We start from the raw sequence: 23490 nt of genomic DNA on the forward strand, positions 1-23490 counted from the left end.
TTCTTGGTGAGAAACAAATCACCACTTCAGCTCGTCCAAGTTGCGCACCTGGATGCTCCGGAGATTACGATAAATGTTAATCATGATGGCAATGGCTACTGCAGTTTCCGCAGCCGAGATGGCGATGGAAAAGAGTGCAAAGAAATAGCCTTCCATTCCCTCCGGAAAGAGAAAACGGTTGAACACGGCAAAGTTGATGTCCGTGGCGTTCAGCATTAACTCTACAGAAATCAGGATAGCCAGTGTGTTCCGGCGGGTAAAGAATCCATAGATTCCTGCAAACATCATGATGGTAGAAACTACCAGATAATATTCCATGTGTATCATATACTTAATACTTAATAGTTAATACTTGATTTTCTATCTCTTACGTGCAATTATGATACCACCGATGATACAAGCCAGCAACAGGATACTGACAGCTTCGAAAGGTAATATATAACCGTATTTGTCGCTACTAAGCAAAGCGTTCCCGATGGCATGAATATTGATCTCGTGCGGGGCAAGATTAGCCGTCTGCATGAAATTATGCTTCAACGTGATGGTCAGGATAATTGCTAAACCGGCAATCATGGTAATGAGCCCGGCCAGGAGCTTACTTCGTTTCACTTTCTCGGCTCGATCACCTTCTCCGCTGGTCAACAGGATGGAGAATACATAAAGAACGACGATACCACCGGCATAAACCATTATCTGAACAGAGCCCAGGAAGGTGTAACCCAGCAAAAAATAGATGCCGGCCGTGCCGAAGAGCACGAAGAGCAGGTAGGTGGCCGAGCGTACGATACGTTGGGTAGTCACCGTCATGATGGACATAGCAATAATAAATGCTGCCAAAAAGTAGAATACTACTGTTTCAAGTGTTGATCCCATATCTAAACTTCTTTTTTCTTTTCTATTACTTTACTACCGTCGTGATTCAGTTTCAGGACAAGTTTTGTCCGGTCGAATACTGCATGTTCGAAGTTCTGGTCGAACGTAATCGCATCATGCGGACAAGCATTGACACAGAGTTGGCAGAACATACAGGCACCCAGGTCATATTCATAGGTTGCCAGGATTTTCTTTTTCTTGCCATCTTCTGTTTCGACGGTTTCGCTGGTCACTTTGATTGTATCGTTCGGACAAGCCATTTGGCATAATCCGCAGGCTACACAGCGATGTTCATTATTCTCATTGTGGGGCATATTCAGCGTACCACGGAAACGGTCGAACATTTTCAGCTCTTTCCGGTTTTCGGGATATTGCTCGGTCACTTTCTTGCGGAAGTATACCTTGATGCTGGTTTTCATACCCGTTGCCAGTGTGCTGATGCCGTGCACCAGACCACCTAAGTACGTATATTTTTTATCTTTATATTCCATAATTTTCATTTATCAAAAGTGGAAGCCGAAAGCTACGCAGCATGCCATTAATAATAGGTTTACCATAGAAATTGGAACCAGATATTTCCATTCCAGATTCAGAATCTGGTCGATACGTAAACGTGGGAACGTCCATTTGATCCACATCAGAAGGAACACCACGAAGAATGCTTTAGCGAAGAACCAGATAAAGCCCGGAATATAATCCATTACAGTGTTGAATCCATCCAGCCCGACGATGTGTAACGGCATCCATCCTCCCAGGAAGATAGTGGTGGCAACACTGGCCACGATAAACAGATTCAAGTATTCTGCCAGATAGAAGAAACCGAAACCCATACCGGAGTATTCTGTGTGGTATCCGGCAGTCAGCTCACTTTCAGCTTCGGGAAGGTCGAACGGGCCACGGTTACATTCTGCATTTCCGGCAATCAGGTAAATGATAAAAGCAATGACAGCAGGGATATGTCCTTTGAAGATGAACCAGCCGTCAGCCTGTCCTTCTACGATTTCAGAAAATTGCATGGTTCCCATCAGCACTACCATAGTCATGATACTCATACCAACAGAAAGTTCGTAACTGATAATCTGTGCACCGCTTCGCATGGCACCGATCAAAGAGAATTTGTTGTTACTACCCCAACCAGCCAGCAAGATACCGACAACTCCAATGCTGGAAGCAGCCAACAGGAAGAACACGCCCACGTTAAAGTCCAGAATCGCTGCACCTTTATTAAAAGGAATACAAGCGAAAGTCAGGAATGAGGCGATAATCACCATGAATGGAGCAAGATTGTAAAGGAAATGGTCGGCACCCTTCGGCATGAAGATTTCTTTGGTCATCATTTTGAGTACGTCACAGACCACTTGAATAGAACCCCATTTACCAACACGGTTCGGACCAAGACGACACTGGAAGAAACCGCAAACTTTACGCTCCATGTAGATCAATATGATAGCCAGGATGGCATATAGTGCTACGAGGCACACGCCGACAGCTACACATTCTATAAAGATGGCTAATCCCTCCGGCATAATGGAGAGCAGTAGCTCATGTATCCAGTTTGTTACTATACTAAAGTCGAACATATATTCTTAATAATTAAGTATTTTATCTATCAATATCCGGAACGACATAATCTATTGTTCCGCCAATAGCAATTAAGTCGGCAATCTTCGTTCCCCGGCAGATGGTGTCGATTGCGGCAACAAGCGGCAATCCCGTAGCACGGTAGTGCAGGCGGTAAGGTGTTTTGTCACCCTGGCTTTCAAGGAAGACACCAAATTCACCACGGCTTCCTTCTACTGCAGCGTAATAACTGCCTTCCGGAACACGGATGATAGGCTTCATCTTCTCCTGATAAGGTCCTTCGGGAATATTGTCTATTAATTGTTCGATGATGTTCAGACTTTCCATGATTTCATCCATACGCACCAGGTAACGGGCAAAGCAGTCACCTTCCGTATAAATAATTTCTTTGAAATCTACTTTGTCGTATACACCGTATGGCATTCGTTTGCGTACGTCACACGCCCATCCTGAAGCACGGCCTGTACCTCCGGTACAACCGAAAGAGATGGCATCTTCACGGCTTAACACACCGACGCCTTTCATACGGCTTTGTGCGATGATGTTACCCGTAAATATATCATGATATTCGTGGATGATTCCTCTCATATAAGGAATGAACTCTTTTACTCGTTTGACGAAGTTAGGATGAAGATCAGCCTGTACACCGCCAATTGTATTGTAGTTCATAATCAGACGTCCGCCACAAGTCTCTTCAAAGATGTCGAGAATTTTCTCGCGATCACGGAATCCATAGAAAAATGCTGTCAACGCTCCCAAGTCCATGGCAAGACAAGAGTAGAACAGCAAGTGAGAGTCGATACGTTGCAATTCATCCATAATGGTACGGATATACTTCACACGTTCGCTAACCTCAATACCCATAGCCTTTTCAATACACATACACAGTGCATGACGGTTCTGGTGTGCACCTAGATAGTCAAGACGGTCTGTCAAAGCCAATGTTTGAGGGTAGGTGAGGCTTTCATTCATTTTCTCGATGCCCCGGTGGATATAACCGCAGTTCGCATCAATCTTACGAATGATTTCACCTTCCAGAGAAACACGGAAACGCATTACACCATGAGTAGCAGGGTGTTGCGGACCGATGTTAACTACATATTCTTCTTCACCGAACAGCTTCATCTCTTTATTTTTGATGGTTCCGTCCGGGTTCAGTTCTATTTCTTGAGTCGTATCAAACGTCTCTTCATTGGTCATACACAATGGGTTATCCTTTTCCGGGTCATTATCTTTGCGCATTGGATAACCTATCCAATCGTTACGCAGATAAAGCCGGCGCATGTCAGGATGACCGATAAAAGTGATACCGTAATAATCGAAAACTTCACGTTCGTAGAAGTCGGCTATCTTCCAAATGTCGCTGACAGATGGAATTTCAGGTAGCTCGCGGTTGGTTGTCGCTGTTTTTAATGCTATCCGTTCGCCTGTAATGGTAGATTCCAGATGGTAGACTACGCCTAAACCGCGGAGTTTTTCCGGAGCGTCTTTCTCATCGGCTACTCCCCAGTCCATACCGGTGAGGCTTTCGAGAAAGTCCATCTGTTTTTCATTTCGCAAGCGCAGCATCTCGTCGTGTAACGCTGCAGGAGCTATAAATTGTATTTCTTGCATAAATCCTTTTAATTACAGAATGTAGAATCATTCTTCATTTTTTAAATAATCCGGTTTCTTCTCTTTTCTGTTTACTCCACCAAAGAACTTTTCTATTTTTACTTTGCGTTGCAATTGCATCATGCCATAATAGAAAGCTTCAGGACGTGGCGGGCATCCGGGAATATATACATCTACCGGAAGAATCTTGTCCACTCCGTTAACCACATGATAGGACTTTTTGAAAGGACCTCCGCTGACGGCGCATCCGCCTACGGCAACCACATACTTCGGATCGGGCATCTGGTCATAGAGTCGTTTCAGTACCGGAGCCATTTTATTGGTGATTGTTCCGCATACCATAATCATATCAGCTTGGCGCGGACTGGCACGTGCTACTTCAAACCCAAAGCGGGCCATGTCATAACGCGCGGCACCCAGTGCCATAAATTCGATACCGCAACAACTGGTTGCAAAGGTAAGCGGCCACAGTGAGTTACTGCGTCCCCAGTTGATAAAGTCGTCAAGAACTCCGAGGGCAACGTTTGCTCCTCCTGCATTAAGTTCCTTGACCAACTTTTCCAATGATTCATTGTCGATAAACTCATCATACGGAATAGATTTTATTTTTGGCTTTTTGGTTATTTCCATTCCAAAGCTCCTTTCCTCCAGGCATAAGCAAGACCCAGAACTAAAATGATAAAGAAGAAGAGAATACTAATAAGTCCCTGTGGTCCCATGTCATGCATAACTACTGCCCACGGGAACAGTAAAGCAGTTTCGACATCGAACATCAGGAACAGGATAGCAAACAGGTAGTAGCCTACGCGAAACTGCATCCATGATTTACCACGTGTCGGTATACCACATTCATAAGCCTCAAACTTTTGCAGATTGTATGAACGGGGAGAAATAGCACGCGAAAGAGCTACTACTACACCGACAAAAGCAAGCGCTGTCAGTAAAACAACAACTAAAAATGTAAAATTCATAATTCAATAGCTGTTTAGATTGAATATTATATAGAAATAAACAATTAATCTATTCGCCCTATGGAGAATAAAACCAACTGTAATAAAAGACGAGTAAAAGAGTCTACTGTACTGTAGGCTAAATGACAATCTTTCTTAACTCATATATATAATAGGAGATAGGATCATAATAGCACGTTGGGGGATGAGAAGATGAAGAGTGGTACGGTGTTTGAGAATTGTGATGTTCTCCGGAAAAAGCAACTGGCAACAGTATGCTTTTATTTGCCGGGACATGCGTGACGTCCGTATGACTCATATCGCAAGATTGGGTAGCGTAAAGGTTGTAAAGACGTTCTAAAGCATTGTGAATCGGACAATTTTGTGACACATAGCACTTCTCCTGCCGATAAGTCGGGGAGGAAACTTTGCACATATCTTCCATTGCTCCATTAGTTGCACAATGGATGAGCAAAGCCAATACTAAAAGTAGTCCGAATTTTAAGCTTTGTTTCATCTTTCTCCTTTAACGGCTGCAAATATAGAACTAATATTTATACTTTTTGCAAAGTCCGAGTGGCAAAAAAGCTTTTTTTAACTCCGCTTCCAGAGGATTCGTTTTTTGGTCGGTACGGTTTCATAAATATCATTTTGAAATAAGGCTATTCTTTCTCCTGTATTTGTTAAAAGATGCAATAAAAAGAACGATTTACTTCCTTTTTTACGAATTACACAAATAAAATACATTTTTTTGCAGACTAAGAAAGAACGCACTAATATGAAACGCACACTTTGGTTTACATTTTTTCTCTTGAACTCCTTATTTTACCTCTATGCAGGTAATGAAAATGACTCTTTGTTGAAGGTGTTGGACAAAGTGATTTCTGAACGTTTGGTGTATACACAGAAAAAGGAAGCCACCATAAAAGAATTGAAGACAAAGAAGTCCGGACAGAACACTCCGGAAGATTTGTATAATTTGAATAAAGAGATTATCCATCAGTATGAAACTTTTGTCTGTGATTCGGCAGAACAATATATTCATGAGAATATTGAGATTGCAAAGAAGATGGGTAATGAGGAATATCTTTTGGAAGAGAAACTCCGTTTGGCTTTCGTCTATTCCCTATCCGGTTTGTTTATTCAGGCAAATGACATTTTTAAGTCAATTGAGTGTGCAGATTTACCCGATCATCTGAAAGCATTGTATTGTTGGAATAAGATACGCTATTATGAAAACCTCATTAAATATACGGATGATGTACGATTCTCTAAAGGATATATTGTAGAAAAAGAAGCTTATCGAGATACAGTCATGAGTATCTTGTTTAATGAGTCCGACGAGTACAGGAAAGAAAAAGCGGTGAAGCTTCAAGATAGTGGTGACACAAAAGAAGCACTTCAGATATTGACGCAAATATATGATAAACAGGAACCGGAGTCTCATGGATATGCTATGATGGCTATGGGACTTGCACGAATCTATCGGTTGATGAAAAATCCTGAATTGGAGGAAAAGTACCTGATACTGGCTGCTATGACAGATACGAAGTTGGCGGTGAAAGAGAATGAAGCATTGTTGACTTTAGCAGTCAATTTGTATCATAAAGGAGATATAGACCGCGCTTATAATTATATAAAAGTGGCTTTGGATGATGCAATTTTCTATAACTCCCGTTTTAAGAATACCGTAATAGCCCGTATTCATCCGATTATAGAGAATACTTATTTATACAGGTTGGAGGAGCAGAAACGAAACCTGCGTTTTTATATATTACTGACCAGTTTGTTTGTGGTGGCGCTTGCAATAACCTTATATTTCACGTATAAGCAAACAAAAGTGGTATCCCGGGCTAAACGACATCTTAAAGCCATGAATGAGAAATTGATTGGATTGAATAAGAATCTTGATGAAGCAAATCTAATCAAGGAAAAGTATGTGGGATATTTTATGAACCAGTGTGCCGTTTATATTAATAAGCTTGATGAATACAGGAAGAATGTAAACAGGAAAATAAAGACAGGACAAATTGATGATTTGTATAAATCCTCTTCCCGTCCTTTTGAAAAGGAACTTGAAGAACTTTATAATAACTTCGATAAAGCATTTCTTAAATTGTATCCCAATTTTGTAGAAGAGTTTAATTCTCTGTTGAAACCGGAGGAGCATTACAAGCTCGAAAAAGACCAGTTAAATACAGAATTGCGCATATTTGCATTGATCCGATTAGGGATCATAGACGTAGGTCAGATCGCTGTATTTCTACATTATTCTGTGCAGACAATTTATAATTATAAGAGTAAAGTGAAGAGAATGTCTGTTCTTGATAGTAATCTCTTTGAAGAAGAGGTGAAAAAGCTCGGTTCTTTATCTCAAAAATGATTCTACAGGGTTTACCAAAACAACAAAATGGTATTGTGGTAAGATGCTGATTATTAAATATATATAAGATTTTTAGTCTTTAAAACGTCTACTTTCCTGCCTACTTCCACACAGAAGTAGGCTTTTTTCATCTCTATATTTGCAACATAAGATTTTTGATAACTGAATACTAATCTAAAGAAACACACAACTATGAGCTTTTCAGAATTATATCTTATGTATTATCCCAAACTTGTTCGGTTCGCAAAAGAATTTGTTGTACTGGAAGAGGATGCTGAAAACATAACGCAAGATGTGTTTACAGACCTATGGGAGAGAAGAGATGCGATAGATCATATCGAAAATGTAAATGCATACCTTTTCAGACTTGTAAGAAACAGATGCTTGGATTATTTGAAGCATAAGGTATTCGAACAAAAATATGCAGAGAATGTGCAAGCCTCTTTTGAGATAGAATTAAATTTGAAACTGCAATCTTTAGACCGTTTTGATGTATCTGATATATCCGAGGGAAATGAAACGGAAAGACTGGTCAGAGATGCTATCAACAGTTTACCTAAAAGATGCCGTGATATATTTTTGTTAAGTCGTATGAAGGGATTGAAATACAGGGAGATTTCCGAGAAGCTGGGAATTTCGGTGAATACAGTGGAATGTCAAATGGGAATAGCACTTAAAAAATTGAGAGTAAAACTTAATGTGTGCTTAGCAGCGTGACTTTTAATTAATTTATAGATATTCTTTTAGGGGTTTTTATATATCTAATCGTTCTTTGATAAAAAAGGACGAGGAATGAGAAATTTTCTGAATAGATATTTTGCTGATGAACTGACTTCTGATGAAAAAACAAATTTTCTGCAGGAAGTGGATAATAGTGAAGAACTTAAAGAAGAATTTATTGTAAATCAGAATCTTTTGGTACTTCTTGATTGGACATTTCCGGAGAATGAGAATGACGAAGAAGTTGCGCAGCTAAAATTAAAAGAATTTATGCGTAAAATGGAACAACGCAAAACCAAATAGTCTTAGGATACCATGAATAAAATTTATATCATATTACTGACTGTTTTCTTATCTACTAATGCCTATTCGCAGCAAGCCTATTTTGTTGACGGATACCATGGCGGAATATATGGTCATTATCCGGTGAAATGGAAAACGCAATTTATAGTGGATCAGTTGCACATGCATCCGGATTGGCGAATAGGTCTGGAAATAGAACCTGAAACCTGGGATACGGTTCGTGTACAGACCCCAGAAGCTTATCAGCATTTTAAAGAAGTGGCAACCAGTCAGCAGGTAGAATTTACGAATCCTACTTATGCGCAGCCTTATTGCTATAATATTTCGGGTGAAAGTATCATACGGCAGTTTCAATATGGTATAGCTAAAATAAATGCACATTTTCCAGAGGTGGATTTCGTCACTTATTCCGTGGAGGAACCTTGTTTCACAAGCTGTTTGCCACAAATTCTTAAACTATTCGGTTTTAAATATGCTGTATTGAAATGTCCTAATACTTGTTGGGGAGGATATACGGCTGCTTATGGTGGTGAACTGGTTAACTGGGTAGGACCAGATGGTACTTCCATATTGGCAGTTCCCCGGTATGCTTGTGAAGAATTGGAGCAGAAATCGACTTGGCAAACAACTGCCTGGGGGAATTCGGACGCATATTTGAAAGCTTGTCGTGATGCAGGTATCCAGCATCCGGTTGGTATGTGTTTTCAGGATGCCGGATGGAAAAATGGTCCGTGGATAGGAAGTGGGAAGAACACAAAAAATAACTCTATATATATGAGATGGAGAGATTACATTGAAAAGATCTCCATTGGAAAAACAGATGATGACTGGCATTTCTCACAGGAGGACATGCATGTAAACCTGATGTGGGGAAGTCAGGTGATGCAGCGTATCGCACAGGAAGTACGCACATCTGAAAATCGGATTATCATGGCGGAAAAAATGTCCGTGATGGCTTATCTGAAGAATAAATATACCTGTCCACAAGCTGATATGGATGAGGCATGGCGCACTTTAATGCTGGCGCAGCATCATGACTCATGGATTGTGCCCTACAATGGATTGAATAAACAGGGTACATGGGCAGATCAGATCAAACGCTGGACAGATAGTACGAATGCTATTGCTGATGGAATTATCGGAGCATCTATGCAGAGCTTTGATAATCCCATTGCTCAACAGAAAAAGGTCACTCAACAACAGTATATACGCGTTTTCAATACTTTAGGAACGGAAAGAAAAGAAACAATGAATGTCCTTCTTCCTTCGGAATCAGGATATTCGGATTTAGGTATTTATGATTGGAAAGGGAAAGAGATAGGTTGCTTTGTAGAAAGTGAGGGTGAAAAAATAAGATTGTTTTTTGAAGCAGATATTCCTCCTTTCGGTTACTCCACGTATTGCATAAAAAAGAAAGAAACAGGTAAAAGAGCAGTTTCGGGGAATGAACAGGTTTCAAAGAGTGAAAAGGTTAATGAACAGGAGTACGCGGTTGAAAATGATATGTATAAGATTGTTTTCGACTTATCGAAAGGAGGAATTATAAAAAGTCTGATTGCTAAGAAAGAGGGGAATAAAGAGTTTGCATGTAAAACAGGTGAATATTCTTTGGGAGAATTGAGAGGTTTCTTTTATGAAGAAAATAAATTTCATTCTTCTACGGAAACACCGGGCAGACTGACGGTATTGAGAGATAACACGTATGAGAAAAAAGTAAAGGTACAAGGAGAAATTGCTTCTCATCCGTTTACACAGATTGTAACTTTTTCTAAAGGAACAAAACGAATTGATTTTGAATTGACAATCGATTGGAAAAAGAATGTAGGTATTGGAGAATATAAAGAAAATCATTGGAGTGATAATCGTAGGGCCTTTTGTGACGACCGGTTTAAACTGAATGTTCTGTTCCCGGCCGATCTTCATTCTCCTCGTATCTATAAGAATGCACCGTTTGATGTTTGTGAAAGTAAACTCGACAATACTTTCTTTAATTCCTGGGATCAGATCAAACATAATATCATACTTCATTGGGTTGATTTGGCTGAACAGGAGGGCGATTATGCACTGGCTTTATTGTCAGATCATACCACTTCTTATTCTCATGGGAAAGATTATCCATTAGGACTCACAGCTCAATATTCGGGAGGAGGACTTTGGGGGCCGGATTATAAAATTACGCAGCCGCTGAAGATGAAATATGCAATCATACCTCATCGTGGTAAATGGGACAAAGCATCAATAGCAGATGATAGCGATTGTTGGAATGAGCCGTTGCTATATTCCTGCCATTCAATAGCAGCTTTGGAATCAAAATCATTTGTCGATTTGCGAAATACAGGTTATCAAATAAGTACTGCCCGGTTGGAAAGTGGAAAGATTATATTACGCCTGTTTAATGCAGAAGGAAATGACAAGCTACAGAAGATCGTTTTCGATATGCCATTATCAAGCGTGGAAGAAGTCGATCTGAATGGTCAATGCATCGAAAGAAAGAAAATAAAAACACATGCCGGAAAGTCGGAAATGACAATTTCAATGCCTCGTTTTGGTATAAAGACATTTGTTTTGGGTTTGAATTAAAATAATTATAATATTGTTATGTATAAAGCAACTGCTAGTCTTTTAATTGCTTGCTCTTTGTGGTGGATGACAGGGTGTTCATCGGTCCATACAGCTTCGGAAGAACTAATCCCGACGGATTATGTAAATCCATTTATTGGCGCCAGTACCAGTGTGGGAGCTGCCGGCGTTTATCATGGGTTAGGTAAAACTTTTCCTGGGGCTACGACTCCTTATGGTATGGTGCAAGTTAGCCCGAACACAATAACAGGAGGCGATAACGGTTCCGGTTATAGTGATGAGCATAAAACGATTGAGGGATTTGCTTTTACCCAGATGAGTGGCGTAGGGTGGTTTGGGGATCTAGGAAATTTTCTTGTAATGCCAACTACCGGTGAATTGTATAAAGTGGCAGGCAAAGAGAATAACGATAGTATCAAAGGATATCGTTCGGCTTATAATAAAGTAACCGAGACAGCTAAAGCCGGATATTATTCTGTAGAGTTGACTGATTACAAAATAAAAGTAGAGAGCAGTGCGACGCCGCATTGTGGAATATTGCGTTTCACTTATCCCTCTAACGATCAATCCCGTATTCAGATAGATCTGGCACGCAGGGTAGGAGGAACATCTACTTCCCAATATATTAAAGTGGTAGATGATTATACGATTCAAGGCTGGATGAAGTGCACACCCGATGGTGGTGGATGGGGTAATGGCGAGGGAAAAGCCAATTATACCGTTTATTATTATGCGCAATTCAGCAAACCTCTGACTGATTACGGTTTCTGGAGTGCAGATATTCCTGACCAATGGACCCGGAAGCGGGATGAGGTAGTGAGTATTCCCTATCTGACACGTGTTTCACAGGCTCCGATTATAAAAGATAAGAAAGAGTTGGAAGGCAAACACTTGGGCTTCTTTACTGAATTTCCGACCAAAGAAGGGGAGAGCGTGGAGATGAAAGTGGGTATCTCTTTCGTCGATATGGAAGGAGCTGCTAATAATTTTAAACAGGAAATTGCTTCTAAAGATTTAGCACAGGTAAAACAGGAGGCTACGGATTTGTGGAATAAAGAACTTGGCCGCATTCGGATATCCGGCGGTACGGATGATGAAAAAACGATATTCTATACTGCCATGTATCATACAATGATCGATCCTCGTATCTATACGGATGTGGACGGACGTTATGTAGGTGGAGATTATAAAGTGCATGCGGGCGACAGTACTTTCACGAAACGGACTATATTTAGCGGATGGGATGTCTTTCGCAGTCAGTTCCCTTTACAGACTATTATCAATCCACGCTTAGTTAGCGATGAACTGAACTCCCTGATTACTATGGCCGATCAAAGCGGACGTGAATATTACGAGCGTTGGGAGCTTATGAATTCTTATTCCGGCTGTATGCTGGGCAATCCTGCCCTGTCTGTTTTGGCAGATGCCTATATCAAAGGAATCCGTACATACGATGCGGAGAAGGCATATCAATATGCAGTCAATACATCACATCGCTTTGGCAATGATTCATTGGGATATGTTCCCGAACCATTGAGTATTTCTACTACTTTGGAATACGCATATACAGACTGGTGTATATCCCAATTAGCAAAAGCTATGGGGAAAGAAGACGATGCTAAATGTTTCTATGAAAAGGGACAGGCTTATCATCATGTTTTTGACCATGAGAAAGGTTGGTTCCGCCCTCGTAAAGCAGATGGAACATGGGTGGCATGGCCGGAGAATGCACGTCTTAAAGAGTGGTATGGCTGTATAGAAGCCAACTCCTATCAACAGGGATGGTTTGTACCTCACGATGTTGCGGGTATGGTGGAATTGATGGGAGGTAAGGAAAAAGTAATTGCCGACCTGACTGATTTCTTCAATAAGACTCCTTCCAATATGTTGTGGAATGAATATTATAATCATGCAAATGAGCCGGTGCACTTTGTTCCTTTCCTGTTCAATCAGCTTGCCGTGCCTTGGCATACACAAAAGTGGACTCGCTATACTTGCGAAAAAGCTTATGCGAATAAAGTAGAAGGTATTGTCGGCAATGAAGATGTAGGCCAGATGTCGGCATGGTATGTGTTGGCAGCCTCCGGTGTTCATCCTTCTTGTCCGGGTAATACACGTATGGAAATTACAAGTCCGGTATTTGACAAAGTGGAATTTCGCTTGGATCCTACCTATTATTCGGGAAAGACATTTACTGTAATAGCTCATGATAACAACACGAACAACATCTATATACAAAAGGCTTTGCTGAATGGCAAGGAGTACAATAAATGCTATCTCGATTTTGCGGATATTGTAGCCGGAGGTACATTGGAACTGTTTATGGGCGATCAGCCCAATACCGGATGGGGTATCTAATAGGAGTAAGGATTGGAAAAACAAATGGTAACTTTAAATGCTTGATTGATGAATAAGCTTGGTCTTTTTTTATTATCGTTGATGGCTACTTCTATTCAGGGGGTATGTGCTGAAAAGGATATAAATATGTCGTTAAACAGCTCTGATTCCGGAATTGTCTGGGAGGTGAAACCGCAGGCAGATTTGGAAAATGCGACCGGAGAACAAATATCTACTCCCGGGTTTAAAATGCCCGATTATGTGAAAGGCGTAGTTCCCGGAACTGTTTTTACAGCTTATGTAGATGCCGGGATTGTTCCTGATCCTAATTATGCCGATCATATTTATAAAGTGGACGAAACGTATTATAATCGTCCTTTCTGGTATCGTACCGAATTTAAACTTCCGGCTTCCTATTCGAAAGGCAAACGTGTGTGGCTTCATTTTGATAATACGAATCGTTTTGCTGATTTCTATTTTAACGGAGAGAAAATATCTGGAACGAAAACGTCTACTAAAGATGTAAGCGGTCACATGATACGGTCAAAATTTGATGTAACTCATCTGATAAAGAAATCCGGTAAGAATGCAATTGCTGTTTTGATTACCGATCCCGATCAGAAGAAAACACGCAAGGCTAAAGATCCGTATGGAGTTGCATGTAGCCCCAGTTATCTGGCAGGTGCCGGATGGGACTGGATGCCTTATGTACCGGGACGTCTGGCGGGTATCACAGGTAATGCTTATCTGGCTGTTACCGGAGATGTAGTGATGGAAGACCCTTGGGTGCGTTCAGATTTGCCTGTTTTGCAGAAAGCGGAGATTTCTATTTCGACTGATGTAAAGAATGCTTCTCTTGAACGAAAGAAAGTGGTTATTTCCGGAGTTATCCAGCCGGGAAATATATCCTTTTCCAAAGATATTCAAGTGGATGGAGGGGCGACTGCCAGATTGTCTATCAACAAAGATGAATTCGCGCAATTGATTATCAATCATCCGAAACTTTGGTGGCCAAACGGTTATGGTGTTCCCAATCTTTATACTTGCAAACTAACTTGTTCTGTAGATGGTAAACCATCGGATGTGAAAGAACTCACGTTTGGTATCAAGAAGTATGAGTATAAAATGATTGATAATGTGGTAGGTTATCCTGTTCTGACCTTTTTTATCAACGGACAGAAGATCTATCTGAAAGGAGGTAATTGGGGAATGAGCGAGTATCTGCTTCGGTGTCAGGGTAAAGAGTATGAAACAAAGATCAGATTACATAAAGAAATGAATTATAATATGATTCGTTTGTGGACAGGCTGTGTGACTGACGATGAATTTTACGATTATTGTGATAAGTATGGAATTATGGTATGGAATGACTTCTGGTTGTATGTAGCTTATAATGAGGTGGCACAACCGGAAGCTTTCAAAGCAAACGCTCTTGATAAGGTCAAACGTTTGCGAAATCATCCTTCTATTGCCATTTGGTGTGGAGCCAATGAAACACATCCGGTACCCGATTTGGATAATTATCTGCGTGAAATGGTAGCGAAAGAAGACAATAATGACCGTATGTATAAGTCTTGTTCCAATCAGGATGGTCTGTCTGGAAGTGGCTGGTGGGGAAATCAGCCTCCGAGACATCATTTCGAAACTTCCGGCAGTAATCTGGCCTTTAATACACCGGCCTATCCGTATGGTATCGACCATGGATATGGTATGCGTACAGAAATAGGTACAGCTACTTTCCCTACATTTGAAAGTATAAAAGAGTTTATACCTCAAGAAGCATGGTGGCCTTTGCCTACCGACGAGCAATTGAAGAATGATGATGATAATGTCTGGAACAAGCATTTCTTCGGTAAAGAAGCATCTAATGCCAACCCTGTTAATTACAAGAGCTCGGTGAACACACAGTACGGAGAATCGTCCGGACTGGAAGAATTCTGTGAGAAAGCACAAATGCTGAATATCGAAGTAATGAAGGGGATGTATGAGGCTTGGAATGATAAGATGTGGAATGATGCTGCCGGACTCTTGATTTGGATGAGCCATCCTGCCTATCCTTCATTTGTATGGCAGACTTATGATTATTATTATGATCCTACGGGAGCTTACTGGGGAGCGAAAAAGGCTTGTGAGCCTTTACATATTCAATGGAATGCTTCTAATAACAGTATAAAAGCCATAAATACGACAGCGAAAGACCTGAAAGGGGCAATGGCTAAAGCAACAATTTACGATCTGAATGGAAAAGAGGTTTCTGCATATGGGCAGGCGAAGCAGATTGACGTGGCGGCCAGTAATAGGACAGAAGCTTTCACACTGAACTTTAATCCGTTCAATCTGGCTTTCGGAAAGAATGCAGTTGCTTCTTCCTCAACGGGTGATTCCAAAAAGGCTTCATTGGCTATGGATGGAGGTACAGGAAGCCGCTGGGAAAGTGAATATAGTGATCCTCAATGGATATATGTTGATCTTGGTAAGGAGGAGAAAGTAGAAAATGTGACATTGAAATGGGAAGTGGCTTGTGCTAAAGAATATGAGTTACAGGTGTCGAAAGATGCAAAGAATTGGAAAACGGTCTATACCAATAAGGCTGGAAAAGGTGGTACGGAACAAATTCGTTTAGAACCGGTGGCCGCTCGTTATGTGAAACTGGTGGGTATTAGTCGTGCTACACAATTCGGGTATTCATTATTTGAGTTTGAAGTCTATGGTGAAAAGCCTGCAGGAATAGAAGAACTGACACCTTTGCATTTTATCAAGTTGGAACTGACTGACGCTGGAGGTAATCTGCTTTCCGAAAATTTCTATTGGAGAAATGGCGTGAGAGATCTCGATTATACCTTGTTGAATACGCTGCCGGAGGCAGAATTATCCTGCCGGTTGGTAGATAAGTCGGAACTGTCTAATGGAAAGGTAAAAATAGCCTTGAAGAATAATGCTGAAACAGTAGCATTTGCCAATCGTATGAGGCTTGTTAACAAGTCTACGCAGAAACGTATACTTCCTGTTATTATGTCTGATAATTATGTTACTTTGATGCCCGGTGAAGAGAAGATTATTAGTGTGGAAGCAGAACCCGAATTGCTGAAAGGGGACGTTAGTGTGTTGCTGAAACAGTATGGGAAGGCGGAGAAGAATAAATTGGATATAATGTTCTGATAATTATAGTTCGGTATGATTCAAAAAAGGTATCAGATGGTGATTCATGAAATAAATAGAAAGATATTTCTATTACTGTGTTTGGCTTATGTGAGTATTAGTAGTTTGCAGGCACAGTCGGCAATTCCTCCATTCAAGAAAGGGGAGCGCGTAGTGTTTACAGGAAATAGCATCACTCATGGCGGACATTATCATTCGTTTATCTGGTTGTATTACATGACTCGTTTTCCGGATAAACCGATCACTATCATGAATGCTGGTATTGGCGGCGAGAGTGCATGGGATATTAAAGACCGGCTGGACGATGATGTATTCGGCAGACGTCCAACTTACGTGACCCTTACTTTCGGTATGAATGATACCGGTTATGATATTTACATGAAAGACAATGCAAACGAACTGTCAGGACAACAGATTGCAAAGTCGTTGGATAGCTTTCGGGAAATAGAAAAACGGCTGCTGGCTAAGAATAAAATAACCAAAGTATTGATAGGTGGTTCTCCTTATGATGAAACCTCAAAGTTCAATAATTTCATTCTGCATCAGAAGAATAACGCCATTCTGAAAATAATAGATGCCCAACGCACGTCAGCCAAAAAGAATGGATGGGGTTTTGTAGATTTCAACCAACCGATGTGCGAAATCAGTCTAAGAGAACAGAAGAAAGATTCGACATTTACTTTTTGCCGGATAGATCGGATTCATCCGGATAATGATGGTCAGATGGTGATGGCTTATTTGTTCTTGAAAGCGCAAGGGCTGGCAGGACATAAAGTGTCGGATTTTTCCATTGATGCACAGCGCTTGAATGTTGTAACCCACCAAAACTGTAAAATCTCCCGATTAAAGAAGAAAGAAGGCGAACTGGCTTTTGACTATCTGGCCAATGCGCTTCCTTATCCTTTGGATTCTATTCCGCGGCATGGCTGGGGAAACAAGAGATCTCAACATGATGCCATGCAGTTAATCCCGTTTATGGAGGAATTTAATCAGGAATACTTTCAGGTAATCAACCTGGAGAAAGGGAGGTATCGGTTGACTATAGATGGTCAGTTTATAGATGATATTTCATCCGAACGATTGGCAGATGGGATTAATCTGGCGGACTATCCGACTACTCCCCAATATCAGCAGGCTATGACAATTATGTACCTGAATGAAGAGCGGTTTGAAATAGAGAAACGGTTCAGAGAATATTTGTGGACAGAATATTCTTTCCTGAAAAAGGAGGGATTATTGTTTGCCGATAATCAGAAAGCTATCGATAAACTTCAGGAATACCTGCCTAAAGATTTTTTTCTTAGAGCAAGCTATGACTGGTATGTCAAAGCAATGCATCCTGAAATACGTAAGGTATGGAGTGATTATATGAATTCTATTGTTGAAACAATTTATAGAATAAATAAACCGGTTATTCATCAGGTGAAACTGACTAGAATGAAATAATGATAGCTGTATAGTGAAAGAGCCCGTGCATATGAAACAATCCTTTAGTTACTATAAGATGAACAAGTTTATCGGAAGTCTTTTTCTGCTGATAATATTGTCTTCCTTTGCTTATGGAAGGAGTGACATCCGTGTTGTGAATCTGCATTGCGACAATATGAAAACTCCAATTCTTGTCGAGAGCCGGAATCCACAACTTCGATGGCAATTATCATCAGATCAAAGAGGAAAGAAACAATCGGCCTATCGCATTCTTGTGTCTGATAATATTAAACAATTAAATAAGGGAAAGGGAAATTATTGGGATTCTGGTAAGATGAAGTCGTCAGAGTCTATAATCAACTATCGGGGAAAAGCATTATTATCCGGAAATCAACTTTTCTGGAAAGTGATGATTTGGGATGAAAATGACATTCCATCCAATTGGAGCGATATTTCGAATTGGACGATGGGTCTGTTACAGGTTTCTGATTGGCAGGCAAAATGGATAGGGCAAATCGAAGATTTATATCCCGATTCTGCATGTACTTCTCCGGCACCTTATTTTCGTAAAGAGTTTGTTATTAAAAAAGCAGTCAGGAAAGCTAGAGTATACGTGTCAGGATTAGGATTCTATGAAATGTATATAAATGGAAGTAAAGTCGGAGATCAAGTATTAGCTCCTGCCGTTACGAATTATGATAAGCGGTCATTGAAAAAGCTTTTGTATCACTATGACGACCAGTCAACACAACGAGTACTTTACAATGCATTTGATGTAACTTCTAGTCTGCAGAAATCAAACAATGTGATAGGAGTTATCCTAGGTAATGGTTGGTATAATCAGCGTGACCGTATTGTGGAAGGATATATGTGGTATGATGTCCCTAAAATGATACTGCAACTGGAAATTGAATATAAAGATGGAACGAAAGAAACGATAGTCTCGGATCAATCATGGAAAACTACTACGGGACCGATTTTGCATGATGCTATATTTACCGGTGAAGTTTATGATGCCCGTCTTGAATTAGGCTCATGGAATCAGACGCACTATAATGAATCAACATGGAGATCGGCCTTGCTTGTACGTCCGCCCACAGGTGCTTTAAAAGCACAGACGATTCCGTTCAATAAAGTGATGCAAACGATGAATGCTCATTTTGAGAAGATGAACGATTCAACCTATACTTTTACTCTACCTGAAACAGTTTCCGGCTGGTGCGAACTGTCAGTAAAAGGAGAACGGGGAGATTCTGTGAAATTACGTTTTATCAGTGATGAAGGATTGGACTATGGTCAGAAAGATGTTTATGTTCTAAAAGGTGGAAATATAGAAAAATGGGAACCCCAGTTTACCTGGCATGCATTTAAAAAGATTGAGATTATAGCGAAAGGAATAGAAATCTCAAAACAGAGTGTTATTGTGAAATCTATTTATACGGATATAGAGAATACAGGAAGTTTTGAATGCTCCAATGAGTTATTTAATAATATCTGTCAGGCTTATAATCGTACGATGCATGCTAATTTCAAAGGTATAATAAGTAGTGATCCGCATCGTGAGAGATTGGCCTATACGGGGGATGGACAGGTGATTACGGAGAGTTTACTTTATTCGTATGATATGACAGGGTTTCTCAAGAAATTTGTGAGCGATATCAGTGATGCAAGTAATAAGAAAACGGGTTATGTTCCTCATACTGCTCCTTTTGGTGGGGGAGGGGGAGGACCTGCCTGGGGGTCGGCTTATGTTATTATCCCTTGGGCCTATTTCTGTCATTATGGTGATACGGCGTTATTGCATGAACATTATAATGGTATGAAACACTGGGTTGAATATTTGGAAACACGTACGGACGATAAAGGAATAGTAGTCAGAGAAGAACCCAATGGATGGTGTTTGGGAGAATGGTCTACCCCTCATAATATTCTTGAAATTCCTACATCATTAGTGAATACGGCCTATTTTTATCATGTCGCTTGCATCATGACAGAAATAGCAAGAACGTTGAATGAAACCGGGGATGAGAATCTTTTTCGGGAACAAGTCCGGAAAATAAAAGAGAATTTCAATGTCGAGTTCTATAATGAAGATACCCATCATTATTGGGAGGGAAAACAAGGATCTGATGTTTTTGCACTGGCATTCGGACTTGTTCCTCAAGACAAGTATGAAAGAGTTTTTTCAGCTTTGCTTGAACATCTGGAAGATATTAATTTTCATTTTGATACAGGTATACTTGCCACGCCGCTTGTGTTGAAAGTCCTGACAGAAAATGGAAGAGCAGACCTTGCGTATAAATTAATGAATCAAAGAGATTTTCCGGGATACGGCTATCTGGCTGATAAGAAAAATAATACTCTTTGGGAAACGTGGAATGGTGACGGAAACGATGAAGGATGTGGTCATTGCCATCCAATGTTTGGAAGTGTTGTGGCGTGGTTCTACAGTTCACTGGCAGGTATAAAGCCTGATCCGTTGAATCCCGGAATGAAATATTTTTATATTGCGCCGAAACTTGTGTCGGATTTGAAATATTGTAAAGCATCGTATGAAAGTTTATATGGTAGGATCTGTTCTGAATGGAAAATAAATGAGAATGGAAATTTAAGTCTTAAAATAGAAATACCTGCCAATACATCGGCTACGGTTGTCATTCCGGATTGGGGAAGCAACACGATTCTGGAATCAGGAATCCCGGTGAGCAGGGTGGGGACTATTATAAAAGATGAAGTACATCCGAATCGAATGGAGGTGTTATCGGGATCGTATAACTTTGTCGTTCTTAAATAAGTTAATAAAAATGGTAGTATGAGTAGAATGAAACGATTATTGAGTGTAGGATTGATAGGCTGTTTCTGCAGTATATCGGCGTTTGTGTATGGCAAAGCGAAGGAAGCTCCTTTCATGCTGACAGAAATGAAGTGTGAGAATCTGGTGAATCCTTTGGGGATTGATAATACTACTCCTCATTTCAGTTGGAAGCTGAAAGGTGATGGGTTGAAAGGTAGACAAACTTACTATGAGATACAAGTGGCTTCGGACAGTATTCTTCTGATACAAGATAAAGCCGATTTATGGAATACCGGGAAATTGAAATCCGATGCTTCGGTAATGGTGCCTTATCAAGGTGCTCCTTTGTCTTCCCGCTCATTATGTTATTGGAGAGTTCGTGCATGGGATTCCAAAAAACAGGCTTCAGCCTGGAGTCCGGTAGCTCGTTTTGCCGTTGGCATTTTGGATAAATCACATATGCATGGCGAATATATAGGCTCATCTGTTGAGGGAGGAAAGGTCTGTGCTCCTATTCTTCGTAAGAAAGTAAATGCAACAAAAGGGGAAACCACTTTTTTGCATGTGAATACATTGGGTTATCATGAGATTTATATCAATGGCGAAAAAGTTGGCGAGGATGTACTGACACCTGCTGTATCTCATCTGACTAAGCGTTCATTGATCGTCACTTATGATGTAACTCCCTACTTGCGAGAGGGAGAAAACGACTTATTGATCTGGCTTGGACAGGGATGGTATAAAAGTACTACTTTCGGATCAGCTTACGACGGCCCATTGGTGAAAGCGGAACTGGATGTTTTACGAAATGGAAAATGGGAAGTACTGACAAAAACAGATAGTTCATGGTGTGGACGCGAAAGTGGTTATTCGGATACAGGGACTTGGCGGGCACTGCAATTCGCTGGTGAAAGAGTAGATGGAAGAATTTTGCCGACAGATCTTTCTTCACAAGCATTGAACAAGATGAAATGGGCTCCGGTAGTAACGGTGAAAGTTCCCGATCATATTGCTTCACCCCAAATGTGTGAGGTCAATAAAATCTATCAGAAACTACAACCTGTTTCTATAAGGCAATTGAATGAAGACACTTGGCTGGTAGATATGGGACGGGTGCAGACCGGATGGTTTGAAATGTATATGCCTACATTGCCTGTAGGTCATGAAATAACAATGGAATATAGTGATAATCTGACTAAAGACGGAGAATTTGACAAACAAGGTGAAAGTGATATTTATATATCCGGTGGACGGAATGGAGAATGTTTTAGAAATAAATTCAATCATCATGCTTATCGGTATGTGCGTATTTCCAATCTTCCTGTAAAGCCGGAAAGAGAATGGATGAAATCGCTCCAGATTCACGGAGGTTATCAGCAAGCGGCCACTTTTGAATGTTCGGATGCCGATTTGAATGCTATTCATAATATGATTCAATATACAATGAAATGTCTCACCTTTAGTGGATATATGGTAGACTGTCCTCATCTGGAACGTGCCGGTTATGGTGGTGATGGAAACTCTTCAACGATGTCTTTGCAGACGATGTATGATGTAGCTCCGACTTTTGAGAACTGGATACAGACATGGGGAGATTCCATGCGTGAGGGAGGTAGTTTGCCACACGTAGGTCCTAATCCCGGTGCAGGTGGTGGCGGTCCTTATTGGTGTGGATTCTTTGTGTTGGCTCCTTGGAGAACTTATGTCAACTACAATGATCCGCGACTAATAGAGAAATATTATTCTCAAATGAAAGAGTGGTTCAAATATGTCGATAAATATACAGTTGACGGTTTATTGAAACGCTGGCCTGATACGAAATATCGCGATTGGTATCTTGGCGACTGGCTGGCACCGATGGGAGTGGATGCCGGTGCTCAATCTTCTGTGGATTTGGTAAGCAACTGTTTTATCAGTGAATGTCTGGGTACTATGAATAAAGTAGCTTTAGTGTTGGGTAAGAAAGAAGAAGCCGAAGAATTTGCAACCCGTAAAGAAAAGCTTAATAAACTGATACATCAGACTTTCTATCGTCCGAATGAGGGTATCTATTCTACCGGTTCGCAGTTGGATATGTGTTATCCTATGTTGGTAGGCGTTGTCCCCGATGCTTTATACAATACGGTAAGAGAGAATATGATGGCTATCACTGAAGAAAAACATAAAGGACATATAGCAGTCGGCCTTGTTGGAGTACCCATTTTGACAGAATGGGCTGTTCGGAATAAAAAAGCGGATTTCTTCTATCAGATATTGAAAAAGCGTGATTATCCCGGATATCTATATATGATTGATAATGGAGCTACAGCAACTTGGGAATATTGGAGTGGCGAACGTAGCCGGGTGCATAATTGTTACAATGGAATCGGCACCTGGTTCTATCAAGCAGTAGGAGGAATACGTCCTGATGAGGCTGCTCCGGGATATCGTCATGTCTATATTGATCCTCAAATACCGAACGGGGTCACCTGGGCTAAAACTACGAAAGAGTCACCTTATGGTACTATTATCGTCAATTGGGAATTGAAAAATAGCCAGCTGAATCTTCAAGTTTCAGTTCCTTCCGGAACTACTGCCACTATTTGCATACCCGATGCTGCTACTTCGTGCAAGATGAATAAGAAGAAAGTTAGCATTGAAAAGAAAACAATTGCCGTGGAAGAAGGTAACTATGATTTTGTGTTTGATTTGAATCATTAATAGTTTCTTGCCATTCATGAAGGGATAACGTGTGCCTCATTAAGAAATGACACGTAAATCCTAGTCCA

General features: G+C 40.7%; 17 protein-coding genes. 9 read left to right on the plus strand and 8 right to left on the minus strand.

Translation table 11 applies throughout. The features are described 5' to 3' along the window. Positions 1 to 18 precede the first annotated feature (18 nt). The 8 genes from nuoK to AB3G73_RS22035 all read right to left on the minus strand — a co-directional run bounded on the left by nuoK (position 19) and on the right by AB3G73_RS22035 (position 5535). Positions 19 to 327 carry an NADH-quinone oxidoreductase subunit NuoK gene (gene nuoK / locus AB3G73_RS22000; protein ID WP_004301460.1) on the minus strand — a complete coding sequence of 103 codons (309 nt, stop codon included), beginning with the start codon at positions 325 to 327 and terminating at the stop codon, positions 19 to 21. Between the two features lie 33 nt (positions 328 to 360). Continuing rightward, entirely contained in the window at positions 361 to 873 is a 513-nt protein-coding gene (locus tag AB3G73_RS22005) for an NADH-quinone oxidoreductase subunit J (RefSeq protein WP_148366445.1), read from the minus strand. A gap of 2 nt (positions 874 to 875) precedes the next feature. Continuing rightward, positions 876 to 1364 (minus strand): 4Fe-4S binding protein, encoded by a 489-nt coding sequence (locus tag AB3G73_RS22010; RefSeq protein ID WP_004305338.1) that lies wholly within the window; start codon positions 1362 to 1364, stop codon positions 876 to 878. A 12-nt stretch (positions 1365 to 1376) separates the two neighbouring features. Further along, positions 1377 to 2453, minus strand: coding sequence for an NADH-quinone oxidoreductase subunit NuoH (gene nuoH / locus AB3G73_RS22015; protein ID WP_195470190.1), 1077 nt, complete (start codon positions 2451 to 2453; stop codon positions 1377 to 1379). A 22-nt stretch (positions 2454 to 2475) separates the two neighbouring features. After that, complete coding sequence (locus AB3G73_RS22020) at positions 2476 to 4068, minus strand: NADH-quinone oxidoreductase subunit D (RefSeq protein WP_258979534.1); 1593 nt, start codon at positions 4066 to 4068, stop codon at positions 2476 to 2478. 27 nt (positions 4069 to 4095) lie between these two features. Beyond that, entirely contained in the window at positions 4096 to 4698 is a 603-nt protein-coding gene (locus tag AB3G73_RS22025; RefSeq protein WP_004301465.1) for an NADH-quinone oxidoreductase subunit B, read from the minus strand. Beyond that, positions 4689 to 5039, minus strand: coding sequence for an NADH-quinone oxidoreductase subunit A (locus AB3G73_RS22030; RefSeq protein ID WP_148366442.1), 351 nt, complete (start codon positions 5037 to 5039; stop codon positions 4689 to 4691). The genes AB3G73_RS22025 and AB3G73_RS22030 overlap by 10 nt, the downstream gene beginning before the upstream one ends. 118 nt (positions 5040 to 5157) lie before the next feature. Continuing rightward, positions 5158 to 5535: a hypothetical protein gene (locus AB3G73_RS22035; RefSeq protein WP_195648563.1), complete on the minus strand. Its 378-nt coding sequence runs from the start codon at positions 5533 to 5535 to the stop codon at positions 5158 to 5160. A 261-nt stretch (positions 5536 to 5796) separates the two neighbouring features. Here AB3G73_RS22035 and AB3G73_RS22040 point away from each other — a divergent pair, with 261 nt between their 5' ends. The 9 genes from AB3G73_RS22040 (at position 5797) to AB3G73_RS22080 (ending at position 23422) form a co-directional block, all read left to right on the plus strand. Continuing rightward, positions 5797 to 7401, plus strand: coding sequence for a DUF6377 domain-containing protein (locus tag AB3G73_RS22040; protein WP_195648562.1), 1605 nt, complete (start codon positions 5797 to 5799; stop codon positions 7399 to 7401). A 192-nt stretch (positions 7402 to 7593) separates the two neighbouring features. Next, complete coding sequence (locus AB3G73_RS22045) at positions 7594 to 8118, plus strand: RNA polymerase sigma-70 factor (RefSeq protein ID WP_195648561.1); 525 nt, start codon at positions 7594 to 7596, stop codon at positions 8116 to 8118. A 75-nt stretch (positions 8119 to 8193) separates the two neighbouring features. Beyond that, a complete protein-coding gene (locus AB3G73_RS22050; protein ID WP_259022230.1) occupies positions 8194 to 8424 on the plus strand; it encodes an anti-sigma factor in 231 nt (76 codons plus the stop codon). 12 nt (positions 8425 to 8436) lie between these two features. Next, on the plus strand, positions 8437 to 11004 hold the full coding sequence (locus tag AB3G73_RS22055; RefSeq protein WP_322019439.1) for a glycoside hydrolase family 38 C-terminal domain-containing protein: 2568 nt from the start codon (positions 8437 to 8439) through the stop codon (positions 11002 to 11004). A gap of 18 nt (positions 11005 to 11022) precedes the next feature. Then, positions 11023 to 13362 (plus strand): GH92 family glycosyl hydrolase, encoded by a 2340-nt coding sequence (locus AB3G73_RS22060; protein ID WP_234132319.1) that lies wholly within the window; start codon positions 11023 to 11025, stop codon positions 13360 to 13362. A gap of 45 nt (positions 13363 to 13407) precedes the next feature. Beyond that, positions 13408 to 16500: a discoidin domain-containing protein gene (locus tag AB3G73_RS22065; protein ID WP_367745602.1), complete on the plus strand. Its 3093-nt coding sequence runs from the start codon at positions 13408 to 13410 to the stop codon at positions 16498 to 16500. A 15-nt stretch (positions 16501 to 16515) separates the two neighbouring features. Next, positions 16516 to 17946, plus strand: coding sequence for an SGNH/GDSL hydrolase family protein (locus AB3G73_RS22070; RefSeq protein WP_367745603.1), 1431 nt, complete (start codon positions 16516 to 16518; stop codon positions 17944 to 17946). A 31-nt stretch (positions 17947 to 17977) separates the two neighbouring features. Further along, complete coding sequence (locus AB3G73_RS22075) at positions 17978 to 20722, plus strand: family 78 glycoside hydrolase catalytic domain (protein WP_367745605.1); 2745 nt, start codon at positions 17978 to 17980, stop codon at positions 20720 to 20722. 18 nt (positions 20723 to 20740) lie between these two features. Then, positions 20741 to 23422: a family 78 glycoside hydrolase catalytic domain gene (locus tag AB3G73_RS22080; protein WP_367745607.1), complete on the plus strand. Its 2682-nt coding sequence runs from the start codon at positions 20741 to 20743 to the stop codon at positions 23420 to 23422. The last annotated feature ends 68 nt before the right edge of the window (positions 23423 to 23490 follow it).

This window comes from Bacteroides sp. L008, assembly GCF_040812255.1.
GTDB lineage: Bacteria > Bacteroidota > Bacteroidia > Bacteroidales > Bacteroidaceae > Bacteroides > Bacteroides vicugnae.

Excerpts from the sequence above, each read along its gene's own strand:
- nuoK (WP_004301460.1), bottom strand. The coding sequence starts at position 327 with ATGATACACATGGAATATTATCTGGTAGTTTCTACCATCATGATGTTT.
- AB3G73_RS22005 (WP_148366445.1), bottom strand. The coding sequence starts at position 873 with ATGGGATCAACACTTGAAACAGTAGTATTCTACTTTTTGGCAGCATTT.
- AB3G73_RS22010 (WP_004305338.1), bottom strand. The coding sequence starts at position 1,364 with ATGGAATATAAAGATAAAAAATATACGTACTTAGGTGGTCTGGTGCAC.
- nuoH (WP_195470190.1), bottom strand. The coding sequence starts at position 2,453 with ATGTTCGACTTTAGTATAGTAACAAACTGGATACATGAGCTACTGCTC.
- AB3G73_RS22020 (WP_258979534.1), bottom strand. The coding sequence starts at position 4,068 with ATGCAAGAAATACAATTTATAGCTCCTGCAGCGTTACACGACGAGATG.
- AB3G73_RS22025 (WP_004301465.1), bottom strand. The coding sequence starts at position 4,698 with ATGGAAATAACCAAAAAGCCAAAAATAAAATCTATTCCGTATGATGAG.
- AB3G73_RS22030 (WP_148366442.1), bottom strand. The coding sequence starts at position 5,039 with ATGAATTTTACATTTTTAGTTGTTGTTTTACTGACAGCGCTTGCTTTT.
- AB3G73_RS22035 (WP_195648563.1), bottom strand. The coding sequence starts at position 5,535 with ATGAAACAAAGCTTAAAATTCGGACTACTTTTAGTATTGGCTTTGCTC.
- AB3G73_RS22040 (WP_195648562.1), top strand. The coding sequence starts at position 5,797 with ATGAAACGCACACTTTGGTTTACATTTTTTCTCTTGAACTCCTTATTT.
- AB3G73_RS22045 (WP_195648561.1), top strand. The coding sequence starts at position 7,594 with ATGAGCTTTTCAGAATTATATCTTATGTATTATCCCAAACTTGTTCGG.
- AB3G73_RS22050 (WP_259022230.1), top strand. The coding sequence starts at position 8,194 with ATGAGAAATTTTCTGAATAGATATTTTGCTGATGAACTGACTTCTGAT.
- AB3G73_RS22055 (WP_322019439.1), top strand. The coding sequence starts at position 8,437 with ATGAATAAAATTTATATCATATTACTGACTGTTTTCTTATCTACTAAT.
- AB3G73_RS22060 (WP_234132319.1), top strand. The coding sequence starts at position 11,023 with ATGTATAAAGCAACTGCTAGTCTTTTAATTGCTTGCTCTTTGTGGTGG.
- AB3G73_RS22070 (WP_367745603.1), top strand. The coding sequence starts at position 16,516 with ATGATTCAAAAAAGGTATCAGATGGTGATTCATGAAATAAATAGAAAG.
- AB3G73_RS22075 (WP_367745605.1), top strand. The coding sequence starts at position 17,978 with ATGAAACAATCCTTTAGTTACTATAAGATGAACAAGTTTATCGGAAGT.
- AB3G73_RS22080 (WP_367745607.1), top strand. The coding sequence starts at position 20,741 with ATGAGTAGAATGAAACGATTATTGAGTGTAGGATTGATAGGCTGTTTC.